At 45.6% G+C, this 26,238-nt stretch carries 28 protein-coding genes; 15 read left to right on the top strand and 13 right to left on the bottom strand.

Annotation, left to right across the window (positions count from 1 at the left end; all coding sequences use genetic code 11):
• Nucleotides 1-401: 401 nt before the first annotated feature.
• Together ACF8OV_RS18780 and ACF8OV_RS18775 are read left to right on the top strand one after the other, a co-directional pair.
• Nucleotides 402-1,919, top strand: coding sequence for a phospholipase D family protein (locus ACF8OV_RS18780; RefSeq protein WP_203504399.1), 1,518 nt, complete (start codon nucleotides 402-404; stop codon nucleotides 1,917-1,919).
• A 123-nt stretch (nucleotides 1,920-2,042) separates the two neighbouring features.
• On the top strand, nucleotides 2,043-2,630 hold the full coding sequence (locus ACF8OV_RS18775; protein ID WP_029822752.1) for a trans-aconitate 2-methyltransferase: 588 nt from the start codon (nucleotides 2,043-2,045) through the stop codon (nucleotides 2,628-2,630).
• Nucleotides 2,631-2,699: 69 nt separating this feature from the next.
• Here ACF8OV_RS18775 and ACF8OV_RS18770 read toward each other — a convergent pair whose 3' ends face one another.
• Nucleotides 2,700-3,170, bottom strand: a complete 471-nt coding sequence (locus ACF8OV_RS18770) for an ASCH domain-containing protein (RefSeq protein WP_025442529.1) — start codon at nucleotides 3,168-3,170, stop codon at nucleotides 2,700-2,702.
• A 238-nt stretch (nucleotides 3,171-3,408) separates the two neighbouring features.
• On the opposite strand from ACF8OV_RS18770, the gene ACF8OV_RS18765 reads away from it, so the two are divergent.
• Nucleotides 3,409-4,260 carry a tetratricopeptide repeat protein gene (locus ACF8OV_RS18765; protein WP_031848548.1) on the top strand — a complete coding sequence of 284 codons (852 nt, stop codon included), beginning with the start codon at nucleotides 3,409-3,411 and terminating at the stop codon, nucleotides 4,258-4,260.
• Between the two features lie 13 nt (nucleotides 4,261-4,273).
• Nucleotides 4,274-4,669: a DUF2391 family protein gene (locus ACF8OV_RS18760; protein WP_005464146.1), complete on the top strand. Its 396-nt coding sequence runs from the start codon at nucleotides 4,274-4,276 to the stop codon at nucleotides 4,667-4,669.
• Between the two features lie 3 nt (nucleotides 4,670-4,672).
• Here the strand turns inward: ACF8OV_RS18760 and soxR are convergent, their stop codons facing one another.
• Complete coding sequence (soxR, locus tag ACF8OV_RS18755; RefSeq protein ID WP_031848547.1) at nucleotides 4,673-5,110, bottom strand: redox-sensitive transcriptional activator SoxR; 438 nt, start codon at nucleotides 5,108-5,110, stop codon at nucleotides 4,673-4,675.
• Nucleotides 5,111-5,310: 200 nt separating this feature from the next.
• Here soxR and ACF8OV_RS18750 point away from each other — a divergent pair, with 200 nt between their 5' ends.
• From ACF8OV_RS18750 to fusA, 5 genes are all read left to right on the top strand, one after another.
• Nucleotides 5,311-6,519: an MFS transporter gene (locus tag ACF8OV_RS18750; protein WP_203504397.1), complete on the top strand. Its 1,209-nt coding sequence runs from the start codon at nucleotides 5,311-5,313 to the stop codon at nucleotides 6,517-6,519.
• A gap of 154 nt (nucleotides 6,520-6,673) precedes the next feature.
• The gene (locus tag ACF8OV_RS18745) at nucleotides 6,674-7,555 is read left to right on the top strand and encodes a LysR family transcriptional regulator (RefSeq protein ID WP_258496311.1); all 882 of its coding nucleotides are present in this window, start codon (nucleotides 6,674-6,676) and stop codon (nucleotides 7,553-7,555) included.
• A 101-nt stretch (nucleotides 7,556-7,656) separates the two neighbouring features.
• The gene (gene dgcN, locus ACF8OV_RS18740) at nucleotides 7,657-8,661 is read left to right on the top strand and encodes an N-acetyltransferase DgcN (protein ID WP_203504486.1); all 1,005 of its coding nucleotides are present in this window, start codon (nucleotides 7,657-7,659) and stop codon (nucleotides 8,659-8,661) included.
• A gap of 50 nt (nucleotides 8,662-8,711) precedes the next feature.
• Nucleotides 8,712-9,704: an N-acetyl-D-Glu racemase DgcA gene (dgcA, locus tag ACF8OV_RS18735; protein WP_203504393.1), complete on the top strand. Its 993-nt coding sequence runs from the start codon at nucleotides 8,712-8,714 to the stop codon at nucleotides 9,702-9,704.
• Between the two features lie 293 nt (nucleotides 9,705-9,997).
• Nucleotides 9,998-12,022, top strand: coding sequence for an elongation factor G (gene fusA, locus ACF8OV_RS18730; protein ID WP_203504391.1), 2,025 nt, complete (start codon nucleotides 9,998-10,000; stop codon nucleotides 12,020-12,022).
• Between the two features lie 75 nt (nucleotides 12,023-12,097).
• Here fusA and ACF8OV_RS18725 read toward each other — a convergent pair whose 3' ends face one another.
• On the bottom strand, nucleotides 12,098-12,292 hold the full coding sequence (locus tag ACF8OV_RS18725) for a hypothetical protein (protein ID WP_005373920.1): 195 nt from the start codon (nucleotides 12,290-12,292) through the stop codon (nucleotides 12,098-12,100).
• Nucleotides 12,293-12,479: 187 nt separating this feature from the next.
• Between ACF8OV_RS18725 and ACF8OV_RS18720 the strand changes: the two genes are divergently transcribed.
• Nucleotides 12,480-13,292, top strand: coding sequence for a phosphotransferase (locus ACF8OV_RS18720; RefSeq protein ID WP_203504389.1), 813 nt, complete (start codon nucleotides 12,480-12,482; stop codon nucleotides 13,290-13,292).
• Here ACF8OV_RS18720 and nqrM read toward each other — a convergent pair.
• From nqrM to ACF8OV_RS18705, 3 genes are read right to left on the bottom strand one after another with little or no spacing between them, the layout of a single operon-like run.
• Nucleotides 13,270-13,479, bottom strand: coding sequence for a (Na+)-NQR maturation NqrM (gene nqrM, locus ACF8OV_RS18715; protein ID WP_005464141.1), 210 nt, complete (start codon nucleotides 13,477-13,479; stop codon nucleotides 13,270-13,272). The two genes, ACF8OV_RS18720 and nqrM, sit on opposite strands and share 23 nt — an antisense overlap.
• 1 nt (nucleotide 13,480) lies before the next feature.
• Complete coding sequence (locus tag ACF8OV_RS18710) at nucleotides 13,481-13,981, bottom strand: NifB/NifX family molybdenum-iron cluster-binding protein (protein WP_005479888.1); 501 nt, start codon at nucleotides 13,979-13,981, stop codon at nucleotides 13,481-13,483.
• A complete protein-coding gene (locus ACF8OV_RS18705) occupies nucleotides 13,978-14,268 on the bottom strand; it encodes a DUF134 domain-containing protein (RefSeq protein ID WP_005464150.1) in 291 nt (96 codons plus the stop codon). The genes ACF8OV_RS18710 and ACF8OV_RS18705 overlap by 4 nt, the downstream gene beginning before the upstream one ends.
• A 376-nt stretch (nucleotides 14,269-14,644) precedes the next feature.
• Here ACF8OV_RS18705 and ACF8OV_RS18700 point away from each other — a divergent pair, with 376 nt between their 5' ends.
• Both ACF8OV_RS18700 and ompV read left to right on the top strand, forming a co-directional pair.
• On the top strand, nucleotides 14,645-15,169 hold the full coding sequence (locus tag ACF8OV_RS18700) for a copper resistance protein NlpE (RefSeq protein WP_005464155.1): 525 nt from the start codon (nucleotides 14,645-14,647) through the stop codon (nucleotides 15,167-15,169).
• Between the two features lie 216 nt (nucleotides 15,170-15,385).
• Entirely contained in the window at nucleotides 15,386-16,162 is a 777-nt protein-coding gene (gene ompV / locus ACF8OV_RS18695) for an outer membrane protein OmpV (RefSeq protein ID WP_102599897.1), read from the top strand.
• A 90-nt stretch (nucleotides 16,163-16,252) separates the two neighbouring features.
• Here the strand turns inward: ompV and ACF8OV_RS18690 are convergent, their stop codons facing one another.
• From ACF8OV_RS18690 to ACF8OV_RS18680, 3 genes are all read right to left on the bottom strand, one after another.
• Nucleotides 16,253-17,911, bottom strand: a complete 1,659-nt coding sequence (locus ACF8OV_RS18690; RefSeq protein WP_203504387.1) for an ABC transporter substrate-binding protein — start codon at nucleotides 17,909-17,911, stop codon at nucleotides 16,253-16,255.
• A gap of 158 nt (nucleotides 17,912-18,069) precedes the next feature.
• On the bottom strand, nucleotides 18,070-18,684 hold the full coding sequence (locus ACF8OV_RS18685) for an outer membrane beta-barrel protein (RefSeq protein WP_005464189.1): 615 nt from the start codon (nucleotides 18,682-18,684) through the stop codon (nucleotides 18,070-18,072).
• A 182-nt stretch (nucleotides 18,685-18,866) separates the two neighbouring features.
• The gene (locus ACF8OV_RS18680; protein WP_005464181.1) at nucleotides 18,867-19,751 is read right to left on the bottom strand and encodes a LysR family transcriptional regulator; all 885 of its coding nucleotides are present in this window, start codon (nucleotides 19,749-19,751) and stop codon (nucleotides 18,867-18,869) included.
• Nucleotides 19,752-19,842: 91 nt separating this feature from the next.
• On the opposite strand from ACF8OV_RS18680, the gene ACF8OV_RS18675 reads away from it, so the two are divergent.
• Nucleotides 19,843-20,751, top strand: a complete 909-nt coding sequence (locus ACF8OV_RS18675; RefSeq protein WP_005479806.1) for a DMT family transporter — start codon at nucleotides 19,843-19,845, stop codon at nucleotides 20,749-20,751.
• A gap of 72 nt (nucleotides 20,752-20,823) precedes the next feature.
• On the opposite strand, the gene ACF8OV_RS18670 is transcribed toward ACF8OV_RS18675, so the two are convergent.
• From ACF8OV_RS18670 to pncB, 4 genes are all read right to left on the bottom strand, one after another.
• Entirely contained in the window at nucleotides 20,824-21,603 is a 780-nt protein-coding gene (locus ACF8OV_RS18670) for a methyltransferase domain-containing protein (RefSeq protein ID WP_015312897.1), read from the bottom strand.
• A gap of 170 nt (nucleotides 21,604-21,773) precedes the next feature.
• The gene (locus tag ACF8OV_RS18665) at nucleotides 21,774-22,292 is read right to left on the bottom strand and encodes a glycine zipper 2TM domain-containing protein (RefSeq protein WP_086458530.1); all 519 of its coding nucleotides are present in this window, start codon (nucleotides 22,290-22,292) and stop codon (nucleotides 21,774-21,776) included.
• A 252-nt stretch (nucleotides 22,293-22,544) separates the two neighbouring features.
• A complete protein-coding gene (locus tag ACF8OV_RS18660; protein ID WP_005479882.1) occupies nucleotides 22,545-22,904 on the bottom strand; it encodes a hypothetical protein in 360 nt (119 codons plus the stop codon).
• A 293-nt stretch (nucleotides 22,905-23,197) separates the two neighbouring features.
• A complete protein-coding gene (gene pncB, locus ACF8OV_RS18655; RefSeq protein ID WP_203504385.1) occupies nucleotides 23,198-24,508 on the bottom strand; it encodes a nicotinate phosphoribosyltransferase in 1,311 nt (436 codons plus the stop codon).
• 299 nt (nucleotides 24,509-24,807) lie between these two features.
• On the opposite strand from pncB, the gene ACF8OV_RS18650 reads away from it, so the two are divergent.
• Nucleotides 24,808-25,533, top strand: coding sequence for an NUDIX domain-containing protein (locus ACF8OV_RS18650; protein ID WP_005463941.1), 726 nt, complete (start codon nucleotides 24,808-24,810; stop codon nucleotides 25,531-25,533).
• 32 nt (nucleotides 25,534-25,565) lie between these two features.
• Complete coding sequence (locus ACF8OV_RS18645; RefSeq protein WP_017447976.1) at nucleotides 25,566-26,219, top strand: nicotinamidase; 654 nt, start codon at nucleotides 25,566-25,568, stop codon at nucleotides 26,217-26,219.
• Nucleotides 26,220-26,238 lie beyond the last annotated feature (19 nt).

The following is a 26,238-nucleotide window of genomic DNA, read 5'->3' as shown; positions in this document are numbered from 1 at the left end:
TAATAAAATTAACAAAAAATTAACCAGTTCCGCAAGTTGTGCTGACTTACTTCTTTTGTCTCTAGGCAAACGCTGTGCCAAACATTTACCTCAATAAATTCATATGGTTATATATTTCAATTGATTTATTACAGAGCGCTATTGGTTATTATCGCCAGATATTAGTGATATTGACCAATACAACAAGAAACATAAGTAAAATAAATGATTTTGTGCGCCATAAAAATAAACTGAAATTAGGAGAAAAACGCGCCCAATACCGCTTTCTTCCCGCAGTATGATCTCACTTCATGGATTTACTTGACTAAACACTCGTTCTTTAGCCGTGATAACTGCACGTTGAAAGCACTTATGTCTATACTTCAATACAGTAAGGTTTTGTAAGACAAGGAAATGTGCCATTGTTACATACGCTCTCCAAATTCATTTTCGTATCCATGTTCTCAGTGCTTTCAGCATGCTCATCAATCGAATCAAATCAGCCAAGTGAGAAATCCACAACTTTTCATTTCGGCTATCAACAAGATTCGGTTCTGGCTCATTACTTTGAAGCTTATGGCAAAGATCCTAAAACCATCACTGGCTTTTACCCGCTCAACCAAGGACACGATGCCCTTCTTGCTCGTACTTCTCTCATCGAGTCCGCACAAAAAAGCTTGGATCTTCAGTACTATATTTATCGCGGTGACGAAACCAGCCAGCTGATCACTTGGCGTTTGTACGAAGCAGCCAAACGAGGCGTCAGAATCCGACTGCTGCTTGATGACATGCAAAAACGCAACGACAACGTCATGGCGGCTCTAAATGCGCACCCCAATATTGAAATACGCCTGTTCAATCCTCATCAATACCGCTCTGCACGAATCTTTGCGTTAACCAGTGACTTCGAACGTCTGAACCGCCGAATGCACAATAAATCGCTGATTGCTGACAGTGTCTCTGCGATTGTCGGTGGACGAAATATTGGTAACGAGTATTTCTCTTTTGAATCAGAAGTAGAGTTCGGCGACTTCGATTTACTGCTCTACGGGGAAGCCGTGCAGCAAACGGCGGATCAGTTTGATCTTTATTGGAACAGCGTACACGCCGTGCCGATGGAGTGGATATCGCCAGAGTCTCAAAGCGTCTCCGATGCCGCGATTCAAAAACAAGTCACCAAACTGAACTTGCAAGAGAAATTCTCTTCTGGCCGATACGATTTTACCGCCTTGGATATGTATCAAGACCTCAAACAAGGCAAACTGAACTTGTACTGGGGTGACGGACAAGTTTGGTTCGATTTGCCAGATAAAGTCACGACACACGATAGCCAATTAGTCGGAAACTTAACCGAGCTACTAAAAAGTGTTGAGCACTCTTTCGTGCTCATCTCGCCTTATTTCATCCCAACAGAAGCTGGCACAAAAGCTCTGACGAATGCAGCTAAGCGAGGTGTCGACATCACCATCGTCACCAACAGCCTTGCGTCGAATGACGTCTTTGCCGTTCATGGCTGGTACGCCAAATATCGTGAAGATTTGCTCGAATCCGGCATCAAACTTTGGGAAATGAAATCCAGCGCGAAGCTCAAGAGTAAATGGAGCTTAACGGGCAGTAGCCGTGCGAGCTTGCACGCCAAGGCAATGACGATTGATGACAAAACATTGTTCGTCGGCTCCATGAACTGGGACCCTCGATCTGCGGCTTTGAATACCGAAATGGCCGTTGTGATTGAACAACCGGAATACGTGCAAGCATTTTTGGCAAAATTACCCAGCCAACTGAAAGACAACGCGTATCGACTCACTCTACGTGACGGAGACATTGTTTGGACAAACACCAAAACTGGTGAGGAATATGATTCAGAACCCGAAGCAGGCGTTTTTCGCCGATTAGGCGCTTGGTTCTCCGGCATTTTACCAATAGAAGATCAACTTTAACTTGGTCACATTCTCTGCATTTCGTTAGCGCCGCAAAAAATAGAGTTGTGTAGGCTAGCTTCAAAGACAGCAAAAACGCTATTCAAATTTGAATGGCGTTTTTTATAACGAAAAGGAAATTCAATGTCAGTTTCATGGGATCCGTACTATCAAAAAGTCGCTCAACAACCACACAGGGTCAATGTAGAGAAAGCCCTACAATTTCACACATTAGCAAAGAAAATTGCCGTTGACGCTGGCTGCGGTACAGGGAGAGACTCCAATTTTCTTCTCGCACAAGGCTTTCGTGTTCACGCATTCGACAACAACTCAGATGCAATAAAAACCTGTGAGACGCGTTTTTCTGAACAGCCGAACTTCTCCATCTCGCAAGCGTGTTTCAGCGATTTTGATTACCCTAAGTGCACCCTATTTATTGCTAGCGCCAGCCTGTTCTTTTGCCCAAAAGCGCACTTTGAAAACGTGTGGAATCAAATCGATTCTTCTTTGCCATCAGGTGGTGTTTTCTGCGGGGACTTTTTAGGCGTGAACGATTCTTGGGTTGATTCAAACTCGCATGCTCATCTAACCTCACTCACTCGCCAGCAAGTCGAGCAATGTTTTGAAGGCTATGACATCGTCTCCATGCATGAAAGAGATGAAGATGGCACCACCATAGTCGGGACGCCTAAACATTGGCATGTATTCAGCGTCACGGCAGTGAAACGCTAATCTGAACGCAGGAATAAAAACAAAAAACAGCACCAAACTCGGTGCTGTTTTTTAGTCACTCAACGCTGATTATTCAAATGGATACACCACTTTAAAGCGTTCTAGAACCAGCAAACGTTGCTCATGCCAATCGATGTTCAACTCATCGCACTCGGCTTTAAAAAATGCAGCATGTGCGTCACGCCACCAGTTCAAGGTTCTATCACCTTCGCCTTCTGCGTAGGCAAACTCTGCGGTGACTTCATCATATCGACAAGTGCTCACGTCCGTCATTTGAATCACACAAACAGGCTCACCGTCCCAATTGGTGACGACTTGCAAATGTCCGACCTCTGGCATCGGCTCCCCGTGCTCGCTGTACCACAACTCCATACTGCACGATGCCGTTTTCTGCCCAATACGAACGAGTTCGGCGCACACATTCGCGTTGTATTCATCGGCACAATAGTAGTCAGTACTGACTGATGGAATAGCACTTTTCTGCTCTGGGGAGAGCGAATCAAGATACCGATTTAAGTAGTTTTTTGCTTTTGCGTCCATGCACTTATCACACTTGAGAAAGAATTAAGGACGAGCATAACCAGTTGTAAAACAAAGAACAACTGACCAAAGAATTTACCGTTCACAAACCCGTCTTTCTGCTTCCACTTTTGTCTTGAGCCATAAAAGTTGCGCACAAGCGTGACAAGCATTTCTTTTGTAATAACTTTGCTAAACGTTTGTTCGATTTGCTATGGTTGCAGGGTCTATCTGTACTCTTCACGCAAAAGGACGTTTTATGCGCTTATTTATTGCCTTCTTCTTCTCCCTGATTCTTTCTCTCCCGACTCTGGCATCCGAAGAAAAATATTCTGAATCAGATCTATTAGATAGACCGTTAATGGAACGCTATATTTTAGATGAACTTAAATCCTTACGTCAGGATTACCAAAGCCTTGAAAAACGAATGATCACCGAGATCACCGATCGTGAATTAACGGTGGCGGATAAATCGCTGAACTACGCAAATGTGACGGTAACGTACTTCTTCTACATCATCGCGGGCGTGGCATCATTGATCGCCTTTGTAGGTTGGCAGTCGCTGCGCGAGTTTAAGCACAACACAAAAGAAATGGCGGACAAGCGATTGGAAAAAATCGCTCAAGAATATGAAAAGAAATTTGTTGCGCTGGAACGAGATTTAAAACGCAAAACTCGCATCATCAGTGAAAACAACAAAGAGATTGAAAAGATCAACGAAATCCACAACTTGTGGTTACGTGCTCAAAGTTCGCAAACGCCGGAACAGCGTATTGAGATTTATGACGAAATCTTGGTAATTCGACCTGGTGACCTTGAAGCATTGACTTACAAAGCCGATGCGGCCATGGAAATCAACGAATACCATTGGGCGCTAAGCATATGTAACCGAGTGCTCGAGGTAGATTACACCAATGGCCCTGCGCTTTACCAACGCGCTTGTGCGTACTCTCGATTAGGGATTGAGGAACAAGCGATTGAAGATCTGGAACGCGCCATTGACTACAGCCCTTCAATTCGCGATTTGTTGGCAGAAGAACGCGATCTTGAATTGCTGCACGGTAACGAGCGATTCGAGAAGCTGTTGCAGCTGAACAATAACAACGAATAACGGAACCTACAACATGAGCAGCCACTTTAATCTTGAAGATGCCAGCCAAGTGTTGGTTGGCGCTTTTGCCCTTGCTGTGCCTATCTCTTTTTCGGAAGAAGCATGGCGATTGGGTGAAAGCTTACCCATGATAAACCTGCTCATGTTGTTAAGCCTTTCTGTGATTTTTCTCAGCTTTTTCGCTTATCAAAGCGTATTTCAAAGCCACATTAGAAAACGCATTCCCATCTTTGTATTTCGCGTTGTGATCGCCTATTCCATCGCCGCTATCGTGGTGGCTTTGGTGCTATTTTGTCTCGACAAGTTGCCACTCTTTACTGACCCGATCGTTGCGATAAAACGCGTTATCGTCATCACAATGCCAGCGTCGATGGGCGCGATTGTGGTGGACAGTTTCGACAAAGAATAACGCTTACGCCTCTTCTTCTAAGGTCAAATTAGAACCTGAGTGATCTTTGCCTAACACATCTTCTGGGTTTCGCAGTGCGCAAGTTTCTAACGACAAACATCCGCAGCCAATGCATCCACCCAAATCGTTTTGCAAGGCTTTGAGCTTTTGAATCTTTTGTTCTAACTGTACATGCCAATGGCTTGCCATGACTTCCCATTGCTCTTTGTTCGGAGCTTGATGTTTCGGCAGCTCATCTAGCGCATGTTTGATTTCTTCTAACGATAACCCAACTTGCTGAGCCGCTTTAATCACCGCGACACGGCGCAAAACGCTACGGTGGTAGCGGCGCTGATTGCCTTGATTTCTCCAACTCGAAATCAGTCCTTTTTGTTCATAAAAATGCAGGGCAGAGACTTTCACTCCGGAACGTTTTGCCACTTCTCCTACGCTGATTTCCATCCTTGACTTCCCGTGTTTCTATTTTGTTAAAAAAAAGCTTTACCTCAAGTTTACTTGAGGTTCTAAAGTTACACCATCTTAAATAACGCTAAACCCAGACGGTCTCGAAATATTGCGTTCAGGACGCATAACTTGGTTGACAAACACAGCACCGCTAGAAGCCAACGTTTGAAATCCATTGGGAATTTGAGGCAAACATAATGAAAAATAAAACTCAGCCGTACTTAGCAGGCCGCTTCTTCGACAGTATATCCTCTGGCTTGTTCATGATGGCACTGCCATGGGTCATGCTTTCCGAGCCCAAAATGGGCACATTCGTCGCTTTAGTTTCTCTGAGCTGCACCGCGATTTCTTTTCTGACAACGCCTTTCTTTTCCACTTTAGTGGACCGACACTCACGAAAAGCACTCCTCGTGCTCAATCAATGGATTCAATCGGGCATGGCTTTGGTGGTGTTCATTGCTTATTGGTTAGGGTTTGAGTCCCATTGGCTGTTGGCTTTTGCGCAATTGGTGTATTGGGTTTCGAGTAACTTTGCATGGACGACCAACAACGCCTTCACTCAAGAAAATTATCAGCATCACGAATACGCAAAAATTTCGGGGCAGCAAGAAATTGTAATGCAATCCACGACCCTCGGCGCTGGTGCGTTGGGTATTGTTTTGCTTGAAATGTGGGGCATGAAAGAGTTTGCTTTGTTTGCGGCCAGCGCTTCCGCTTTAGCGGCGATGTTCTATATTCTGACGCCTTATACCCAACAATTAAGGGCATCAAAATCCGTTGCTTTCATCGCACAACTCAAAGAGAGCAAACAAATATTCCGTCTCGAACCCCGCTTTTATGGCTTTATTCTGCTCTCTTGCCTCTCTTATCCAGCATTGACGTATTTGAGCAAATTGGTGCCGATTTGGTTTTCTGAACAAGGCATCTCTGGCGATTGGTTTGCAGGGTTCAACATCAGTTTTGGTCTCGGCTCGTTACTAACAGGTTTCATTGTCACCAAAGTGCTGAGTCGCGCCTCCCATAGCCACATTATGTTTGCTTCGATGGTCATGGTATCTCTAGCGTTTATCGGAATGAGTTTTGCGATAAGCCCGCTGACCATCTTATTGTTTACGGCGCTGTTTGGTGTGTTTAACGCGCTAAATCGCATTGCGAGAGTCAACTGGATGCATCACACCGCAGCGGTTCATCAACGAGGTCGCGTCGATGGCGGCATCAGCATGTTTGCCACCACCATTCAATCTCTCAGTTACGTGTTAATCGCGATGTTGAGTCATTACGAGCTAACACAATACGGTTTTGCAATAGCAGCTGTTGTCATGGTGTTAGCAGTGGTTTTGATGGGATTACTCAGCCGAGACGTCGAGCCGTTTAACGACCTGCCCCTTCATGCAGCAGCAAAGTGAAGCATAGAAATTGAGAAGTTGAGAAATTGAAAAAGCGAGATAAGAAGGCAACCAACATCCTCTTCCTATTTTTTACGCCAGCACTTTTGCCTCTATCGCTCATCAGCAAGGTTGGGTATTCTGAGGTGACCAATATGAGCAGAGGGAAATCGTCGTGAACTTAAGACAATTGGAAGTCTTTTACGCCATTATGCAAGCAGGAACGGTGTCTGGTGCTGCTCGCTTACTGCACGTTTCCCAGCCCAATGTCACTCGGGTTCTCGCCCATACAGAGCAACAACTGGGCTTCGCTTTATTTGAACGCGTAAAAGGTCGTCTCGTTCCCACTCAAGAAGCCAAAGCCTTATTGCCAGAGGCAGAAAAAGTCTATCAACAACTCGGACAATTTCGCTCTCTGACCAACAAAGTCAAACAGGGAACTCAACATTTACGAGTCGGTGCCCCGCCTGTTTTGGCCGCGCACTTGTTAGCACCGACTGTCGCGTTGTTGTCGAAAGAGCACGGCATCTCCTTTGAGCTCTTAACGGCCAATCGCGATGAGCTGTGCTCAGGATTACTGAAACATGAATTGGATCTCGCCATTGCGTTCGGTGAAGAAACACCACCAGCGATCATGGGGCACGTGTTATTGAAAGAAAACTTGGCGCTAATCGCCCCTAAAAGCGCAGTGATACTCGAAGAAAAAACCGTCATTTTAGAAGAACTCATCAGTCACGATTTACCTATTATCGGTTTAGATAGCCGAGATCCTCTGGGCTTATTGCTGCATCAAACCTTATCGGCGCGTGACGAGCATTATCAACATGCCATCACTGTACGCAGCTACTCCGCGGCGGCTGAACTGGTGAAACACCAAGCAGGGTTCGCCATTGTAGACCCATGGACCACAAAACAATATCGCCAAGATGATGCCGTATCCGTGCATGCTTTGGAGCCAAACATGTCCTTCTCTGTCTCTATGTTATTCGCAGAGCACACACCTCAATCCATTGCGACAAAGCAATTTATCACCGCCCTAAAACAACAGATGGTTTAAAGGTATAACTTGAAGTTATACCTGCCTAACAAATAAGCATTCGGTTTCTTAATTCAGTCTGGCTACATTAATGAGCAATAACGATGACGAAGGGAACCATCATGCAAATTGCTCAACCTTACCTACTCTTTCTTGGCGATGTAACCGATCCACTCGCAGCAAAAACCGCGCGTGGCATTTACCAGTGGCGACCTGAGATTTGTCTTGGCCAAATCCGCCTGACGCCAGAAACCGTATCGCTTGGTTTAACCAACATGACACTACAACAAGCGCAGCAGCAAGGAGCAAAAACGCTGGTGCTTGGCACAGCAAACCCCGGAGGCGTCATTCCCGAAGCTTGGCAAGCAACCTTACTTGAAGCGGCAGAAATGGGATTTGAAATTGCATCGGGCATGCACCAACGTTTGGCGGAGTTTGCTCCTCTTGCCGATCTAGAACAACGTGGATTAACCAAACTGTATGATGTTCGCCATTATGATGCCCCGCTCAAGGTCGGCAATGGCAAAGCTCGCGCAGGCAAGCGAGTACTTACTGTAGGAACAGATTGCTCCGTTGGCAAAATGTACTCTGCCCTCGCCATTGAACACGCATTAAAGCGTAAAAACTGTCGCGCAGAGTTCAAAGCAACAGGTCAAACCGGAATTCTCATCGCAGGCTGTGGCATTTCAATTGATGCCGTAGTTGCCGATTTTATCTCCGGCGCAGTAGAAGCGATCAGCCCCGACTTCACTGACCACGATTGGGACATCATCGAAGGGCAAGGTTCGTTATTTAACCCTTCGTTTGCTGGCGTAAGTTTGGGCTTACTTCACGGCGCACAAGCGGACGCTCTGGTACTGTGCCATGAGATTGGTCGCCCGCACATCCGCAACTTACCACATGCGAGCTTGCCAACCATTGAACAAACGATAGAAGCGAATCTGGCCGCTACTCGCCTAACAAATCCTAAAGCTCAATTAGTGGGTATTTGCTTAAACACTTCGGCGATCAGCGAAGAAGATGCGGCGCAGTTATGCCAGGATTGGTGCGACACATATCAGGTGCCCGTCACCGACCCTGTGCGTTTTGGCGTTGATGCGGTTGCAGATAAGATCCTTACTATTTAGGAAACATTTACGGTTTATAAAATAACTGCGGTTTAGGGAAAACTAGTGAGATGAAAATTCATGTAGAACCCGTCACGATTGCTATGGCGACACCATTTCGCATCTCTCGCGGCAGTCGGACAGAGTGCCACGTAGTCCGCGTGACAATTGAACATCGAGGCATGATCGCCCAAGGAGAATGCACGCCATACCCTCGTTATGGTGAATCGGTTGAATCGGTAATTAAGGCGATTTCTCACGCCGCGCAAGAACTGCAAAGTTTGTACGCCAAAGGTGACGCTGATGTGATGGCTCTCAAAAGCCAGCTTCAATCGTTATTGCCCGCAGGAGCGGCAAGAAATGCATTGGATTGCGCCCTTTGGCATCTTCACGCGCTTTTGAGCCACAAGCAGCAGGTTCACGACCTCTTTACGTTACCCGAGGCGATTGTGACGGCGATGACGGTTTCTATCGACACGCCGCAAGCGATGGCCAAACAGGCGCAAGCTTACCTTAGTCAAGGCGCAAAACTGCTTAAGGTAAAACTGGATGGTGAAAACGTGATTGAGCGCGTTGCAGCAGTACGCGATGCCGCGCCGCACGCGCAAATTGTTTTAGATGCGAATGAAGCATGGCAAAACCTCGACCTCGCTACGGTATTTGCTCAACTCGAACCGTTTAATATCACCATGATCGAGCAACCGTTGCCACAAGACTGCGACGACGTACTCACCAGCATTCCGCACCCCATTCCACTTTGCGCCGATGAAAGTTGTCACACCAGAGAGCAATTGCATCAACTGGTTGGAAAATATGAAATGGTGAACATTAAGCTAGATAAAACAGGCGGGCTCAGTGAAGCATTATTGCTGGCCGACGATGCAAAAAAACTCGGTTTTAGCCTCATGTCCGGTTGTATGTTGGGGACGTCGCTTGCGATGCGTGCTGCGTTACCCATTGCTGCTCAGGCAAGCGTTGTCGATCTTGATGGCCCGGTGTTGCTCGGACAAGATGTAACGCCGAGCTTAGTTTATCGCGACGGCGAAATCGTTCTTTCCAAATAGCCTAAACAATCCAGAGGTTTTGATCGAAAAGTCAGAACCTCTGAGTTTATGATCTCGATTAAAAAACAATCAGCCCCATCATGAAATAAGTCACATAAATTATACGGTTATTACGGCATGCTAAGATTACAGTAGTCCAAGAAGGTGGTCTTATGCATCGAGTCATCCGGAAAATGACATGGAAGACGAATAGGCGGTAATCCCGCCCTACTCCAATGCTGTGCGTGGGTTTCTATAGCAACCCACTTCCTAGCAATTCGTAGGTTTTTCACGCCATCTTGCAAGGAGGCTCTATGCCTATCAACAAAATACGCAATATCGCTTTTGTCGGCCAAACCGGGACCGGTAAAACCACGCTGATAGAAAAACTGCTCTTCACCTGCGATGCCACGCACCATTTAGGCAGCGTAGAAAAAGGCGATACCGTTACCGACTTCGACCCTCAATCCATCCAATATCAACACAGTATTGAAGCAACGCCAGTCGCACTGCGCTGGAATAAACACCGGCTCAATATCATCGACACTCCGGGACAAAACGAGTTACTTGGCCGTACGATCAGCGTTTTTCCTGCCGTTGAAACATCCGCCCTTGTCATCGACCCTCAAACACCACTAAACCAAACTTCCGATCGCCTATTCACCTTTGCAAAAGAGCAGCAAAAATGTCAGATGATCATCATCAATAAGCTCGATAACCACGGTAATCAGTTAGAAAGATTGATGGGGAACATCGTTGAGCATTTTGGGGACCACTGCTTGCCGATCAACTTACCTTCGGCTGACGGGGAATCTGTAGTTGACTGCTATTTCGAACCAGAATTGGGACGAGAAACCTTACTTGCAACGGTAGATGAAGCTCATGAGACCTTAATTGACCAAGTTATCGAAGTCGATGAAGAACTGATGGAACTGTATCTGGAACAAGGCTCCGAACTCACCGCAGAGCAACTGCATGATCCGTTTGAAGAAGCACTGAGAACTGGACATGTGATTCCGGTCTGTTTTGTCTCAGCACAAACCGGGGCGGGCGTCGAGCTGCTGCTACGTACCTTGTCGGAGATCATGCCCATGCCAAACGAGGGTAACCCTCCTCTACTGGAAAAGAACGGCAAAAAAATCAAAGTAAATTGCGAAACCTTAGAACACACCGTCGCACACGTGTACAAAGTCAGCGTCGACCCATACATGGGTAAACTTGCCTACTTACGTGTGTATCAGGGTGAAATCAATGCAGGCAGCCAGCTTTATATTGGCGAAAGCAACAAGGCATTTAAAGTTGGGCACTTATATCAACTGCAGGGCAAAGATAGAACCGAGATCCCTCGCGCGCTAGCAGGCGACTTCTGCGTTTTAGCCAAAGTGGATGATCTCGAATTCGATTCAATCGTTCATGACTCTCACGAAGAAGATGGTGTTCAACTCAAAACGTTGGATCTTCCTGACTCCATGTATTCTTTGTGCTTGAAGCCTCTTAAGCGTGGAGATGAGCAAAAATTAGGAGATGTGCTGAATAAAATCGCCAGTGAAGATCCTTCGCTGCGCATCGAACATCGCGCTCGCACCAACGAAACCATCATCAGCGGACAAGGGGAGTTTCACCTCAAAGTCGCATTAGAAAAGATGGCGAACGTGTACAAACTGGACGTCGAAACCTGCCAACCAAGCGTCGAATATTTTGAAACCATCACCAAACCTGCCGAAGGGCATTATCGACACAAAAAACAAAGTGGCGGTGCAGGCCAGTTTGGTGAAGTGCAATTGAAGGTTCGTCCACTCGAGCGTGGCGCCGGATTTAAGTTCATCAACAAAGTGGTGGGTGGCGCCATTCCAACCGCGCTCATTCCTGCTGTTGAAAAAGGTATTTTGCAAGCGTTAGAGGAAGGCGCGATTTCTGGCAACCCAATTAAGGATGTGGAAGTCACCGTTTATGACGGTAAATATCACTCCGTCGATTCGAAAGAAATTGCATTTGTCATCGCAGGTAAGAAAGCCTTTTTAGATGCGATTAACAACGCCGATCCTATTGTGCTAGAACCCATTGTCCAGATGGAACTGCACATCCCAACCGCGAACGTTGGCGATGTTTCTGGTGATTTATCTGGAAACCGAGGCTTGATCGAAGGCACCGAGCCAATCGACAGCAGCTTCACCTTACTCAGAGCCAAGTCACCAGTAAACGAGCTGCAAGATTACGCTCGTCGATTACGCTCCATCACTGGTGGTGAAGGCAGCTTTAGTATGACCTTAAGCCATTACGAGCCCGCGCCACCAGCAGTGCAGAAACAAGTCTGCCAAGGCAGTACACAACAAGGTTAACTCCCTACGATTCAAATCAATCATATAAATAAAAAAGCGCCCTCATTTTGAGGGCGCTTTTAGGTAAAAGAAAAATTATTTATCGAGAGACAAACCTATCTGACTGATTTTGCTTTCAAACTCTTCGATGCTGTTCGCTTTGTAAGTCGGAGCACCGTTAAAGTAGCGCGGTTTCTCTGGCAGCATCGCATTTTTCAGCTCTTGTTCTTGGTCGATATTGTCATGGTAAACCGTTACACGATTTGGAATATCCTGCTTCATTACAGCCATTGTGGTTCTCCTTTATTAAGACGAATAGTAAGCGTAGAACGAATTTATCGGAGTACAGGCGTAACTGTGTAAAATTTAGACACTCACAGCAAAATCATATTTAAACAGTTGCATTTAATGTTTTTGAGGCACTTTGTCATGGCTATTGGCAAACGTGAGTGCAGCGATTAAGGTGAGCTCTCTCTACATGAAGACAGGAAGTCCGGTGTCACAACAAGAACTCAACCAAATGGGCAGTGCAAAAGTTTTTCTCATCGAAAAAGATGGCGTCCAAGTAATAGAAAAACGTAACCCTACTCAAATAGAAGTGGCGTTTTATCAACGCTATGCCGAACAGTTTAACGCGCTTGGAATACACGTACCGCGCTTGATTCAATTCGACGACCAGAAAAACGTTCTGCACATTGAATACGTTCCCCACGCAGTCGAGCAAGCATTCTTACTTGAAGATGGTCGAGTCATTGAACAACTCGTCAAACTGCACCAACTTCCACCAACATCAGATGGTATTTATCACCGCCACCAGTGGACACCACAAGCGACTCAACAAGCACTCGCTACACTTGAACTGGGCTCAGAGACAGAACAGTTCTTCCACAACCTCCAACAACGATCGGCGCACCTTTTCGATGGACAGAACTTGATCTCCGGAGACTCGAATGCTGGAAACTGGGGACAGCGCGAAAATGGCGAGCTAGTGCTGTTCGACTGGGAACGCTTTTCTACAGGGCATGTCGCGATAGATTTAGCGCCGCTCATCGAAGGCATGGGCACATTTGATGATTACTTGAAGGTGGCAGGCAGGTATATAAAGTGCGCCGAGAAAGGTGAAACAACAGAATTGGCGCTCGATATAGGATTAGCAAAAGCGTGGATCGTCGTCGAGGTAGTCAACATACTGGTCTCCAGAAAAAATCCGCAGACCAGCAAATATTTGGACTGGTTTCGACAAACCTTGCCGCAATGGGCCAAAAGCCTTAGCGCTCAGGTGATGAGTTAGGCTCTGAGATTTGATACAAGTGACGCTCAGGCTCTGCGCACGTGGTTTCGCAGTTACATACTTTATCAACACCAACGTTGTTTAAACCGCCGCAACTTCCTTGAATACGCTTGTTATGAAAGATAACCCCAAGTGACATCAACAAAATAATCGCGAGAAAACCAAGAAAGGTAAACAACCAAACCATACTAACCTGCCTTTTTAATCGACGCCTTTACGCTAAGTATAGCTGGGCTCGATTTTGCGGCGAATAATGCAGCAGCCTGTTTGGGACGTGCTAGCAACGAGGGTTTGGCTTTTTTACCGCCGCAGCCACATGATCCGCATCCACCTTTTTTCTGATGATTGGTTGATGGACGACCTTGCGATGCGTCTGTCAGTGGCTCTCTCGGAACGGCAAGTACATCTTCCAATGAGCTGCGCGTTGAAAGTCTGAACACTTGTTTGCCACTGTGCAAAAGCTTTTCTAATGCGCGCTCGCCGATGTTGCGCACCAGCACAGCTTCTACATTGTAGTCTTGTAAAGATTGGATAAGCTGGGACTTCGCTTTGCAGCCAGCTTGGGGCATTGCAGCGATGTTTGCTAGGTTTTTAAGCATTCCGTCAGTATCAGAATAAATAGCGATGTAAGGCGCTTTGACAAAATGGTTTGCCACCCGCTCACCATCATTAGGAATAGCATAAATCATAAGTTTGACTCCTCATTCGGAAAAACTAATGCATGACCTTCAACTAAACTTTTTGCGACCTTGAACCGCGCACTTTTTACTGTGTTGCCAAAAGTTTGTCTAGATATGCCCATTTGATCTGCGGCTTGTTGTTGGCTGAGTCCCTCTAAATCAGCCAAGCGCAGTGCTTCAAGTTCTTCTGGCAATATGGCGACTTGCTCCAACTGATGGAATGGCACGCCATTGGGCTTGAAACAATGGTGCGCTGCACGGCCGCATATTCTTCTTTCTATTTTTGGTCTTGCCATTATCGTCCCTCTCAAACACTGTGCTACGTTACGCCCAAATTATGGCATATGCCAATAACATTTTTAGCATATGCTAATAATCTAAGTTTGCAAAAATCGTATTTAATAAGATGCTGGCTGTTTTCACACCACAACGCATCTTCAATTGCCACTTGCTTAAAGCCAGCTCAATACTCAGTCCTACAATTCAAGCATTTACATGCGTTTGATGATTCTGACTACTTTGTCTCCAAGTCATGGCGCGACGCTTGGATAGCGCCAAAAACACCGGTTTTATTGACACAGATAGATCATTCTATTGCTTTGTTATGACGTAAACGTCGGAAACAGGGCTAATATTAACGGCATACAAAATCTTGATTTAAAGAGGGATAAAATGAAAAAGACAATGTTGGCATTAACTGGTGCGGTAATTATTCTTGCAGGCTGTCAAGACGAGAAACCAGTAGAAACAAGTGCAGTTGAAACTCCTCAAGCAGTAGAAATGGAAGTCACTGACACTGAACTGCCTGTCGATGCAGTACCAGTGGAAGAAGAACAAGTGATCACCACAGAAACGTTTGTAGACTCAGAGCACAACGCGAAAAACGCGCTAGATTGGAATGGCGTTTACAAAGGCACACTACCATGTGCTGATTGCGCAGGCATCGACGTAACTCTGACGCTAAATCAAGATGGCAGCTACGTGCTTGAGCAAAACTACCAAGACAAAGAAGATGGCAAGTTCAAATCAGAAGGCCACTTCACATGGGATGAAAACGGCAGCATCGTAACGCTGACCGACGAAGACGCACCAAACCAATACTTCGTAGGCGAGAACATGCTTATGATGCTAGACATGAACGGTGAGAAAGCAACTGGCGAATTAGCTTCGTTTTACAACCTAACAAAGCAACAATAATCGTCACTCTGACCTGATAGATGTTGAAAACCGAGCCTCCCCAAGCTCGGTTTTTTTGTCCTCCTCAACCTTCCCTTCCCCCAACCATACTGTTTTGTCATTAAGCAAAAAGCGAAATCACCGAAAGCCATACATTTCCATACGCTTTGCTGATAGAGGCTTACAACACCATTTTGTACACTGTTCAAAATAAAATAAACGGTACAGGAAATACAAATGAACAAGACACTTATCGCACTACTAACTTTGGCAGCAGCTGGCACCGCAACGGCAGGTGACACATACATCCGTAACGGCAACATCTACAACAACCAAGGTGGTTGGATTGCGGAAGTGGGCGTAGCTCAAGGTAGTGATCTATTTAAAGATCAAAAACACAATACTGCACCAATCCTAAACGGTGGTTACCACGGTGAAGACTTCAACGCAGATTTAGGCGGCATCAACTACCGCTTCTTGGGTGAAACCAACGATCTGATCAACATGAGCGCATACGTGGTAGGCAGCGGCATTATTCGTGATGGCGATGTAGCAAAGAGCTTGAAAGGCACACAAAAACGTCGTTTAGCGGTTGATTTAGGTCTAAATACCGATTTCACTCTAGATGAGCACAACGTCATCTCGACATACCTACAACACGACATCAGCGGCGCATACAAAGGTTACTTAGCGGGCGCGACGTACTTCCACATCATGAACTTCGGTAGTGTTGATTTTGTTCCTTTTGCTAACCTAACTTATCAAAGTGAAGACTACGTAGATTACTACTTTGGCATCAAAGATCGTGAAGCGACGGCAAACCGCAAAGCATACAAAGGTGATGCAACGGTAAGCTACGGTCTGGGCTACAAGCTGGTTATGCCAATTAATGACAAGTGGCAAATTAACCAAACAACTCAATACACTCGCCTAGGCAGTGGTATCAGTGATTCATCTGTTGTAGACAGCGCAAACCAATGGGTTGTTGGCGCAAGCGTGTCTTACAACTTCTAACTCAGATTTTAATTTAAAATCTGAAAAAGCCATCGTACTGATGGCTTTTTTGCTTTCTAGAATATGATGATGCGATTGCCATCAAACGGGCTAACTACTGTGAGCAAGCCAAAGTCGGTGTAAGTCGCTGTAGCCTGTATTCTTAACTTGCACGCCCCGAACTTGTTGGGTTTTTGTCACTTCTTCGTAGCCAATGAACAAAGGCAAATAGACATATTGCCCGCGCAGCGCTTCTTCAATACCCAGCAAATGAGAAATCGGTTGTTCATAGGCAATGGCTTCTTGAAGCTGCTCGCGGTGACGCTCCATCTGGTTTTGTTCGAAACTAAAACGTAAGCCAGTCGCCACCGATAGCCATTCAAATACCCCATATTCAAATGGCGCTTCCATGACCTCTTCAATGAACAATAAATCCGCCAAGTGTGAAACTGACTCGGGAAAACTAATGTCTTCCACTTTGATGACCTCTAACTCTAGCCCCGTGCTACGAATCACCTCATGCAACCATTCAGAATGTCGCATCAGGCTCGGGATAGTCCATATCGGTTCAGCAAGCACGACTTTGCCTTGTAGCGTTGGCGCTGTCTCAGCGCTACAACTAGGCTCAAGAGGCGATAACTGAATACTGTCGACGGCACTTTGTGGCTCATGGTGCCGCTTTTGCTGATTAATATAGTTGGCAAGCTGGAGCCACTCTTGTTTCGTCAGTTGCGAATCTTGCCTCTCACGATAGGTGAGATAGGAAAGTGCGCTGATTTTTTCAATCTCAACATGGTCTGAAACTTGATTGAAACTCAGCATATTCAAGTTTTGAACATCGCCGTGAGAAAGCGTAATTTGATCCAAAAGCGCGCGTGCAGAAAAATACTCTTTGTGCGCTTGCAGCGTGATGCTCTCTTTGTTCCAACTGCTGATTCGAAATGGCCCAGTGCCGATATGATATGAATAACCCGAGCCAAAAGAGGCCGTGTCTCGACACAATATTGAGGCATGTGGCGTGGCTAACATGTACGGAAAGAATTGGTTTGCGCGTTTGAGCACTATCTTCAAGCAGTTCGGTGTTTCGGCTGTAACGGTTTCAATGCATTGCCAAAGCTCATAAACCGGCCCTTTAATTTGCTTGAGTCTTTCTAAACTCCAAACCACGTCGTCTATGCTCAGAAGCTCACCATCATGACGAAAAATGCCTGGCCTTAACCATAACGTCATGACGTTTTCTTCCATTTTCCATTCATGCGCTAAAGCGGGCTCGATGCCACCATTGGAGTTTTGTGTTAGCAGCCCATCATAAACACTTTTGACTACGTGTAATTCGGTATGACGGAAGGTTTCTGCGGGATCGATATTTGAAACCCACGGATAAGAAGAAATAAGAATGGCGTTTTTAGACTCATTCAGCTCGTTCACTTTTTCTGATGCAATCGTAAGCGAACGAACTGCCGTTTGACCGAACCAGTCGATAAGCTTTGTTATCGAATTCATTCTGCCCCTAGCAAGCTCTTCCACCAAAAACTCGGTCATCGCTTGTTGCAAAGTAATGGTGATACTCAAGCGGCTTGGGTTGCTTCGCCCAATCGCCGGTTGCCAATCCACCCAACCGTAAGCCGCCAGCTTTTTCATCACAATGGAAACGTTACGTCTGGACGTGCAAATCACAGATTCGAGTTCACTAAGCGTCACTAAATGATGCTTATGCGGTTCAAAATGTTTGAGCAGAAAATCTAAATATCTAAGATTTACATCGTTCACAGTGCTTCCTGAGCGTTTTTCTAAAAACCAAAAATAACACAGGAAGCTTAGTGACCAAACTTCCTGTGTCATATCTATATGAATTCAAACTGAGGGCTTAACTGAACAAACAACAGCACACCGCTTGGGTTAAGCCCAAAGAACTTGAATAAAAATGCTTAGAAACGGTAGCTCATACCGACAGAGAACGCGCTGATTTCAGCTTCAACGGTGACTTTTTCACTGCCGAGTTTCGCTACGTCTAACTCAGGTTTCATGTATTCCCATTCAACCTGTAGTGCTAGATTTTTTGTGATCGCGAACTCAGCACCTAAGCCGTAAAGTCCGGTTACTGTCGTTTCAGAAAACGTCGTGTGGCCTTCGTCACCAGTTAGCACAGAATTGCTTACTTTAAATTCCGCGTTGAAGTAAGAAAGACCCGCTTTCGCGAAAAGATTGAAACGGTCACCGATTGGCAGCGTTAATTTAGGTTGGATAGCCAAAAACTTCATATCACCAACGGTAACGACGGAGCCGTCTAGAGCGTCGTAACCACCGATCGCACCTTCAAGAGAGATGTACTCGTTGAATGTGTAACCACCAAAAACTTTGCCAGACAGACTTTCGTTGTCTTTAACTTCAAGTTTCTCGCTTGCGTTGTAGGTATTTGATTTGATTGAACCACTGATATCATCAAACGTTGCTTTACCGATCGATGCACCAATGTAAGGAGCGGCGTTTGCCATAGAACAAGTTGCTAGAAGGGCTGCTGTTAGCCATGTTTTCTTTAACATTGTATTTCACTGCCTGTTTTATTATTGAGTTTGTGTATCGCCCTTCCTTAAGCATGTCGCGTTATCCATCTCGCTTGGCGTTAAACCGAGCGAGATGTTAGTGAATAAAAACTCAATAAAACACGAAATAATTAGACACAACTTTTCTATTTTCCTTCTTAATTAAGAATATTTAATCTTAATTACAGACACTGTTGCTTTAACCAGTTGGTCAGTTTGACGATCTCGGCCTGCTTTGCTCGGTTCTTCTTGTGCACAAAATAAAAACTGTCGCCGGTTTCTAAACCATGAGATGGGATGTAAACCAAGTCTTGTGCTTTATCTCGCTCGTTCAACATGAAGTCATTGGCAAACGCGATGCCTTGATCGTACCTTGCAGCCTCGATCGCCAAGAGCATGTGGCTAAAATGCTGAACATCGACATCATTTGGTAACGTGTAACCGCCCGCTTTGCACCATTCGGCCCAATCTTTCCCTCGTTCACGATAAATAGAATCTGTCGAGAGAATGGGATATTGCCACAGTGCGTCGGGGATAGATTGGTCTTGGATTTCTTTCCAAATTTTATGGCTACAAACTGGGTACAGCGTTTCAGCATAAAGCTTAACCGCCATATAGTTTCGTTTCGGTTTTTGCACAGTAATAAAGCAGTCGCCCACGCTGTCCGTTTGCTCTGGATCGCCCGCGACCATATTGAGTGTTAGGTCGATTTCAGGATACAAGCGCTTAAAGTCTGCCAAACGTGGGATCAACCACTTCACCGCCAACGAGCTGTAAATCGCTAGCCGAATACTGCCTTTATCCCCTTCTCTCACCTTTTGGCTCGCCATCGCAATTGAACTAATAGCCGGGCTGATGTCTTCTAAATACCGCGCGCCCGTATCCGATAGTGAAAGCTTGCGACCTTGGCGAATAAAAAGCGATTCGCCCAAATAATCTTCAAGTAAACGAATCTGATGGCTCACCGCACTTTGCGTCACATTAAGCTCCTCGGCAGCAAGGGAGAAACTCAGATTTCTCGCAACAACTTCAAAACAGTGAACCGCTCGCAATGGTGGCAATTTCATTATCTAAAAATCTCATACTTAAACTAATAAATATCACTTCACTTCATCCTATGACATCACCTAATCTTTGGCAAAGAATGAGGAGAAAAATGTGAAAGTCACATCTGTCGGGGCAGCAATGCTGCTATTAATTGTCGGGAATCTTATTGCGGTGCTTTCGGACTCTTTGATCAAAAGTGTCGCGAATGAAGTGCCGATGTTTCAGTTTGTCTTTTTTCGACAAATATCAGCGGTTATGTTCCTCCTTCCTGTTTGTTTGTTAGCAAAACAAACCAACTTTATGGAAGGATTTAAATGGCATGCGGTTCGTGCTCACGTGTGGCTGTTGGGCGCGGTATTTATGGTCATGGCGATCTCATCTTTGCCGCTCGCAACTGCGAACGCTATCTTTTATGCCGCGCCATTGATCATGCTCCCTCTCGCTGCGATTTTTTTCGGTGAACAGCTATCTAAACAATCGGTCGCTGCGGCGGTAATGGGATTTGCAGGGGTCTTGGTGATTATTCGCCCAGATCAAATTGATTGGGCAGCAATCTCAGCGTTTGTGGTCGCGTTAACGTTAGCCATTAACAATCTGTTGATTCGTAAGTTGCCAAAGAACCAATCAGTGATGCAAACCTTGCTGATGACCAACTTGGCCGGTATTCCGGTTGCGTTGCTGTTGGTGCTCATAGAGGATCAACCTTGGCAATGGGGTGCGTTCCCTGTCGCGGCAGGGTCAAGTTTGTTCATTATGATCTATGCGGCGACTTGTGTACTGGCGTACCGTTCTATCGATAGCAACAAAATCGCGAGTGCAGAATACAGCGGTTTGATTGGTGCGGTTGTCGTTGGCTTTATCTGGTTTGGTGAAATACCAGATATTTTCATGGCCATCGGTACGGTGATGATCGTGGTGCCACTGATCTGGCTATCGAAACGCGAGCGTCGCAAGCAGAAAGAACATGCTCAGCTTCAGGCTCAAAAGGAGCACGAGCAGCAACAAGCACACGTTGCTTAATAAAGCCTACAAAACAAAAACCGAGCTTTCTGTGCTCGGTTTTTTTGTTGGTATCGAGAATCGAATAAGCCGCTAGGTTGTTCTTACGTAGGCAACCACGTGAGATAAAAACTGCATGGCATAACGTTCATTGAATCGCATTCTATATTCGTGCTCGGCTTCAGAAACAAAACGCCAGTCTTCACCAAAATACGCTTTGATGTCATCGACTGCTTCTGCCCGATCCTTAATATGCTTAGCATTCCATTGATATGTGCAGGAAACAACAAGTACGCCACCGATTTGCGTCGCTTGTTTCAACGCGTTAATAACTCTTAATGGCGATTCACACTGATCCAGCACGTTTAAACACACCACCAAGTCGTAAAACTTAGAGACGGTGTCTTTCTCTAACGGTTGATTAATCAACTCTAAATCGACGTGTGCACAATTTTGCACTAACTCTCGATTATCTACCTCAACAGTTTTGAACGTGTTGAGCCCATGAATATAAGTCAGCTCGACCTGTTGTTCTTCCACCAACAACTGTTTCAATCCATTCAACAACATACCTGACGGCTCAACAAGCGTTGCTTGTTTTAGGCTATCTAATCGCTGAACTAACTCATAATAGTTTCTACCTAACGCGGCGCCAACCTCAAGCAAAGCATGAGGCGGTTTTCCATTCTTCGATACCGCTTGAGTAATAAAATCCGCCACTTGCGAACAATGGGATGATTTAGCAAAAGAAAGTGGAACAAGTTTCGACTCACTGGTGATCGCATCAACCTGCTTATCTTCCACAAATTTATCGAACCATTGTGCCTCAAAATAACCCGCCAAACCTCGACTGTTTAGGTAAAAATCTTCCATGCTGATTCCGTGTGTACTTTCAAAGGTTCTATTGTATCGAGCAGAGAAATTTAAGCGGGTTCTAGCTACACATTCTTGCGAGCAAAAAAATGAAAATACGATGAATGCAAAAAAGCCCTTTCGTCTATCAGACCAAAGGGCTTGTCTTTATCACTCAATTCAAGCGTAGATTATTGTGGCAGAACCACTTTGCCATCTTGAATTGGGAAAGTTTTCGTCGCAGGTTTGCTTGCCATACGAACTGTGGTTGGTGCACCAGCCACTTCATACGTTACGTCGTAACCTACCACCTTCTCAGAAGTCGTGTATTCGGTGTGACACTGCTTCTTCGTGGTCGTAATTACATCGCCCTTCTGCACATTTTCTTGAATCTTACGACCCGTCAATGCGCCTGCGATCGTGCCTGCTGCGGTTGCGATGACTTTACCAGAGCCACCACCAATTTGGTTGCCTAGTGCTGCACCAGCTGCCGCGCCGCCTACCGTACCGATGATTTTGTTGTCATCTGTTGGCTCAACTTGCTGAGTCACTACCACATCTTTACATACTTGGTGAGGTTTTTTCACAGTTTCAGTGACCGCTTCCACCAAAGTAATGTTTGCTTGAGTTGGCGCTGGTGGCGTTTTGTCTTTACAGCCAGCTAGTACAGCAACAACTGCCGTTGCAATTGCGATAGATTTCATATTCATGATTTACATCCCAGTATGGTTTGCTTTGATGAACGGTATAGTAAATCGCGAAGAGAAATTCACATCAGGCGAAAACAAAGCCTCTGTCATTACGGAGTAAAAAAACGGTGTTTTATAAAGAGAGCGTCAGAACAATCTCAGCAAGAGGTTAATTGAGGCCAATTCACATCACTGAGGTTTATTGTTTTGCGCTATTCACTGTGGGAGGTGATGGCTTGCACTTGGGCAAAACCATCACTAAAGACATTTGAGTTACGCCAAACTCAAAAACAGCTCGTCGTCTGTGAGGTACTTATGACGATGGCTCAAATTGCGAACATGCATGAACATAAAATCCGGAAAACCAGGGGCGATGATGTTGTTTGGTTCCCAGCACACGCCGCCAACAAATACGTAGCGGCCTTGCTTCTCTTCATCATGCAGTTGATTGTTAACAACTGAAGATAACTCGGCGCGACACCCTTCTACCACACAGACGATTTGGCCTTTAAACAAGCCAATGACACGTCGCACGAGGTTCGCTTTAATACCGCATTTCCAGGCTTGGCGTGTTGCCATCTCATAGCCGTGTTTTCTTATCGCTTTCTTTTGCAAATGTACAACTAAATTCATTTTTGACTCCTGATTCAAGCTATTACGTGAAGCCCAAAGTCATGAAAAAGCAGATAAACGCATAGATAAACTATGTGATCAGGCTAAGTGAGTGCTCTGCGAAAGAACACTTTCCACAATGCCGCAACGTTGGGAGTATCTATCAATCATAGTCTCTAGCGAGTCAAAAAACGCAAGGGAGCAAAGATTGATATAAGACTTACTATAACGAAATCACCCTCTTCGTTTACCGATATAAATTTATCGAAACGATAGAGGGTGATTATCAAGAAAGGAGCTAAAAAGCGTGGTGTTTACGCATCAATAAGGTAGTTCTGCCCTTCGCTTTCGAGGCGATCAATGAGCTTACGACATTCATTTAAATCAAGCGGTTGTTCAAAACGACGTTTAAGATTCATCAAAAAGAAAATGTCTTCACACATTGCCTTTTCTGGCTCGTCACTGATCTTGGCGACTGGAGAGCCATTACAAGTCACCATTTTAATCACGATGGAAAGCGGCTGATATGCCTCGCCTTGATCGTTAACGTAATTACCCATGTCATTTGCCAGCGACGTACCGATACCGAAGCTCACTTGCACACGGCCTTGGAAATGCTCACAAATGTCTAGCGCTTGCTCGAAGTTCAAACCATCCGTAAAGACTAGTGTCTTCGTCATCGGGTCGATGCCAAGCGACTCATAGTGCGCAATCATCTTTTCGCCCCAAGTGAATGGGCAACCGCTGTCGTGACGAACGCCAACGTACGCATTACTCAGCTCTTCATCGAAGTCTTTGAGAAATGCGTCGATGCCGATGGTATCCGTCAGTGCGATACCCAGTGCACCATTGAACATTTTTTGCCAACGTTGCAGGGCAATTTTCTGCGAATCACGCACGTTTACTAACGCTTGATGGCCCATAAACCACTCGTGAGCAACCGTGCCAATTGGGGTAAGATCTAACTCTCTCGCCAAATGGTAGTTACTGGTTCCCGTCAAGCATTGTGGCAATTCCTTGCTTAAGTACTCCAGCATGGTGCGCTGCGCTTGAAAAGAGAAACGGCGACGCGTCGACATATCTGCGAATTTGAAGTTAGTAATGTTGCGACGTTCTAGTTCGGCTTTCAAATAGCGAACTTTGTCTTCCAATACGGTTTGGAACTGCTCGAACGGGATATCTGACCAACGTTGACGGCTGCGAACTTCCGACACAATGCTCATGATGATGGTTTCGTACAGAATGGTTTCCTTCCACAAACCATTGATTGTAATGCGTAACTGGCTTGAGCCATCCGACATGGTTTTGTTATGGAAAGAGACATCGCTTTGCGGGTTAAAACGGAAGTGACGTAACGCTTCGACAAACTCGGGCTTTAGGTACGGCGCAACGCGCTTCATGTACGCAATTTCATCTTCAGTAAAGCGAACATCTTGAAGTTTAAGAACTTCTGCCTTTACCTCTGGCAGCAATTCCGACAGATCTTCTTCGCTACGCACGATGAATTTGTATGACACCATCGCATCAGGATAAAGTGCGGCAACGGCACTCATCATGTTTACTTTGTACACATCAAAGTCCAATGCACTTTGAATGATGCGATAAGAAAATAGTGTGGTCGTCATTCGGAGCCCTTCTACATGCCCTTCCGTGGGTATATAACTTTTTGTTACTAACTAATTTGCGTAAACAATAAACACCCATCTTTAGTTTGTCAACTTTTGTTACTAACCACTCTTTTTTATATGGTTTTTCCGTTTAAAAATTCAGCACTGATTGTGAATAAGTCAGATTTATAGGCATTGTTATGCTCAATCGATTTCGTTAACAGCGTCGACAATGTTTCTAACAACTCGTTACTTACCCATTGATTGACCACTTGTTATGCGCTAGATTACTTACAAATCAATATTAGGACCCAACCATGATCGTAACTGTCGACATTATTCCATTCAGGCTATCTGGCTGTGCCGATAAAGGATTGGAAGTGTTGCTGATTAAACGTTCAAATCCGAATCGGCCTTACCATGGTGTCTGGGCATTACCGGGCGGGTTTGTCTTTGATAAAGACTTGACCAGCGAAGGCGGACGTCCGGCAGATGAAAACTTTGAAGCGGCGCGCCGACGCATTTGCCGCGAGAAGATTCATACCTATCCTCGTCACTTCAGCGAAGCGTTTATCGACGGTGATCCTAAGCGCGATCCGGAAGATTGGAGCTTAAACATCACCCATTACGCATTAGTTGACCGCAACAACGTCGAGCAAATCAACAATGCTGGCGTGCCCGAGTGTCAGCTCAAATGGTTCCCATTGCAGGCGATCCTCAATGGAGAAGAAACTCTAGCGTTTGACCACCAAAAAACCATCGAAAAAGCATGGCAGAAACTGCGTGCTTCGATTGAGTACACATCAGTGCTGCTGTTCGCACTCGATAAAGAATTTTTGGTCGCAGACATCATTTCTGCATATCAAGAATTTGGCATCGACATCAGCCGCATGACTATAAAACGCCGTTTGATCGACTCAGGTGTGTTGAAGCCGACCAACAAAGTCGCGTCCACCAACAAAGGCAAAGGCGGTAAGCCAGCCATGGTGTACACGCTAACAAGCGATGAAGTGACCTTTTTTCAAAACTGTTTGCGTGGCTAAACGCAAGCAATCAGACAGACAAGGAGTCTGCCATGACTGTTCGAGTTAACTATCAAACTACAGCCGTGATCGACGTTGATCCAGAGAAAGGCTTTAGTGAGCTTTGTCCAGATGAATTACCTGTAGCAGGCGCATTGGACATCGTGCCGGAGCTACTAAAAAACCATGCGAAAGGTCGCTTGAAGCTAGTAAGCCGTGACTTGCACCCACCGAAAGCTGCTTGGGATGCAGAAACGCCCGCGAACATGCTAGAGCCTGTTGGCTTGCCAAATGTCGACGTAAAATGGAATCGCCACTGTGTGCTTGGCACAACAGGCGTAGAGCTTCTGGATGGATTACCTCCAGTGCTTGACTACGATTTCCAAGTTAATAAAGGGATGGATCCGGACGCACACCCTTACGGCATCTTCTTCCATGACGTGGCTGACACCAAAACTACGGGCGCAAATGAGTTTCTGAAATGCAATAAAATAGATACCGTCGTAGTTGGTGGACTAGCGCTCGATTTCTGCGTCAAGAAATCCGTTATGCAAGCGTTAGATCTCGGCTTTAAGGTGATTGTGAATCTAGCTGCAACTCGCGCCGTTCTGCCAGATACGGTCGACAGCGTGATCGCAGAGATGAAAGAAAAAGGCGCACTGTTTGTTGCAAATGCCGATGACATTATTGTTGAGCGCTTCGCGTAATTAACCGCTTTCCTTGTGT

This window comes from Vibrio sp. GLN_1 (genome assembly GCF_043106015.1).
GTDB classification, from domain to species: Bacteria; Pseudomonadota; Gammaproteobacteria; order Enterobacterales; family Vibrionaceae; genus Vibrio; species Vibrio parahaemolyticus.
This window is presented reverse-complemented; position numbering and strand designations above follow the sequence as displayed.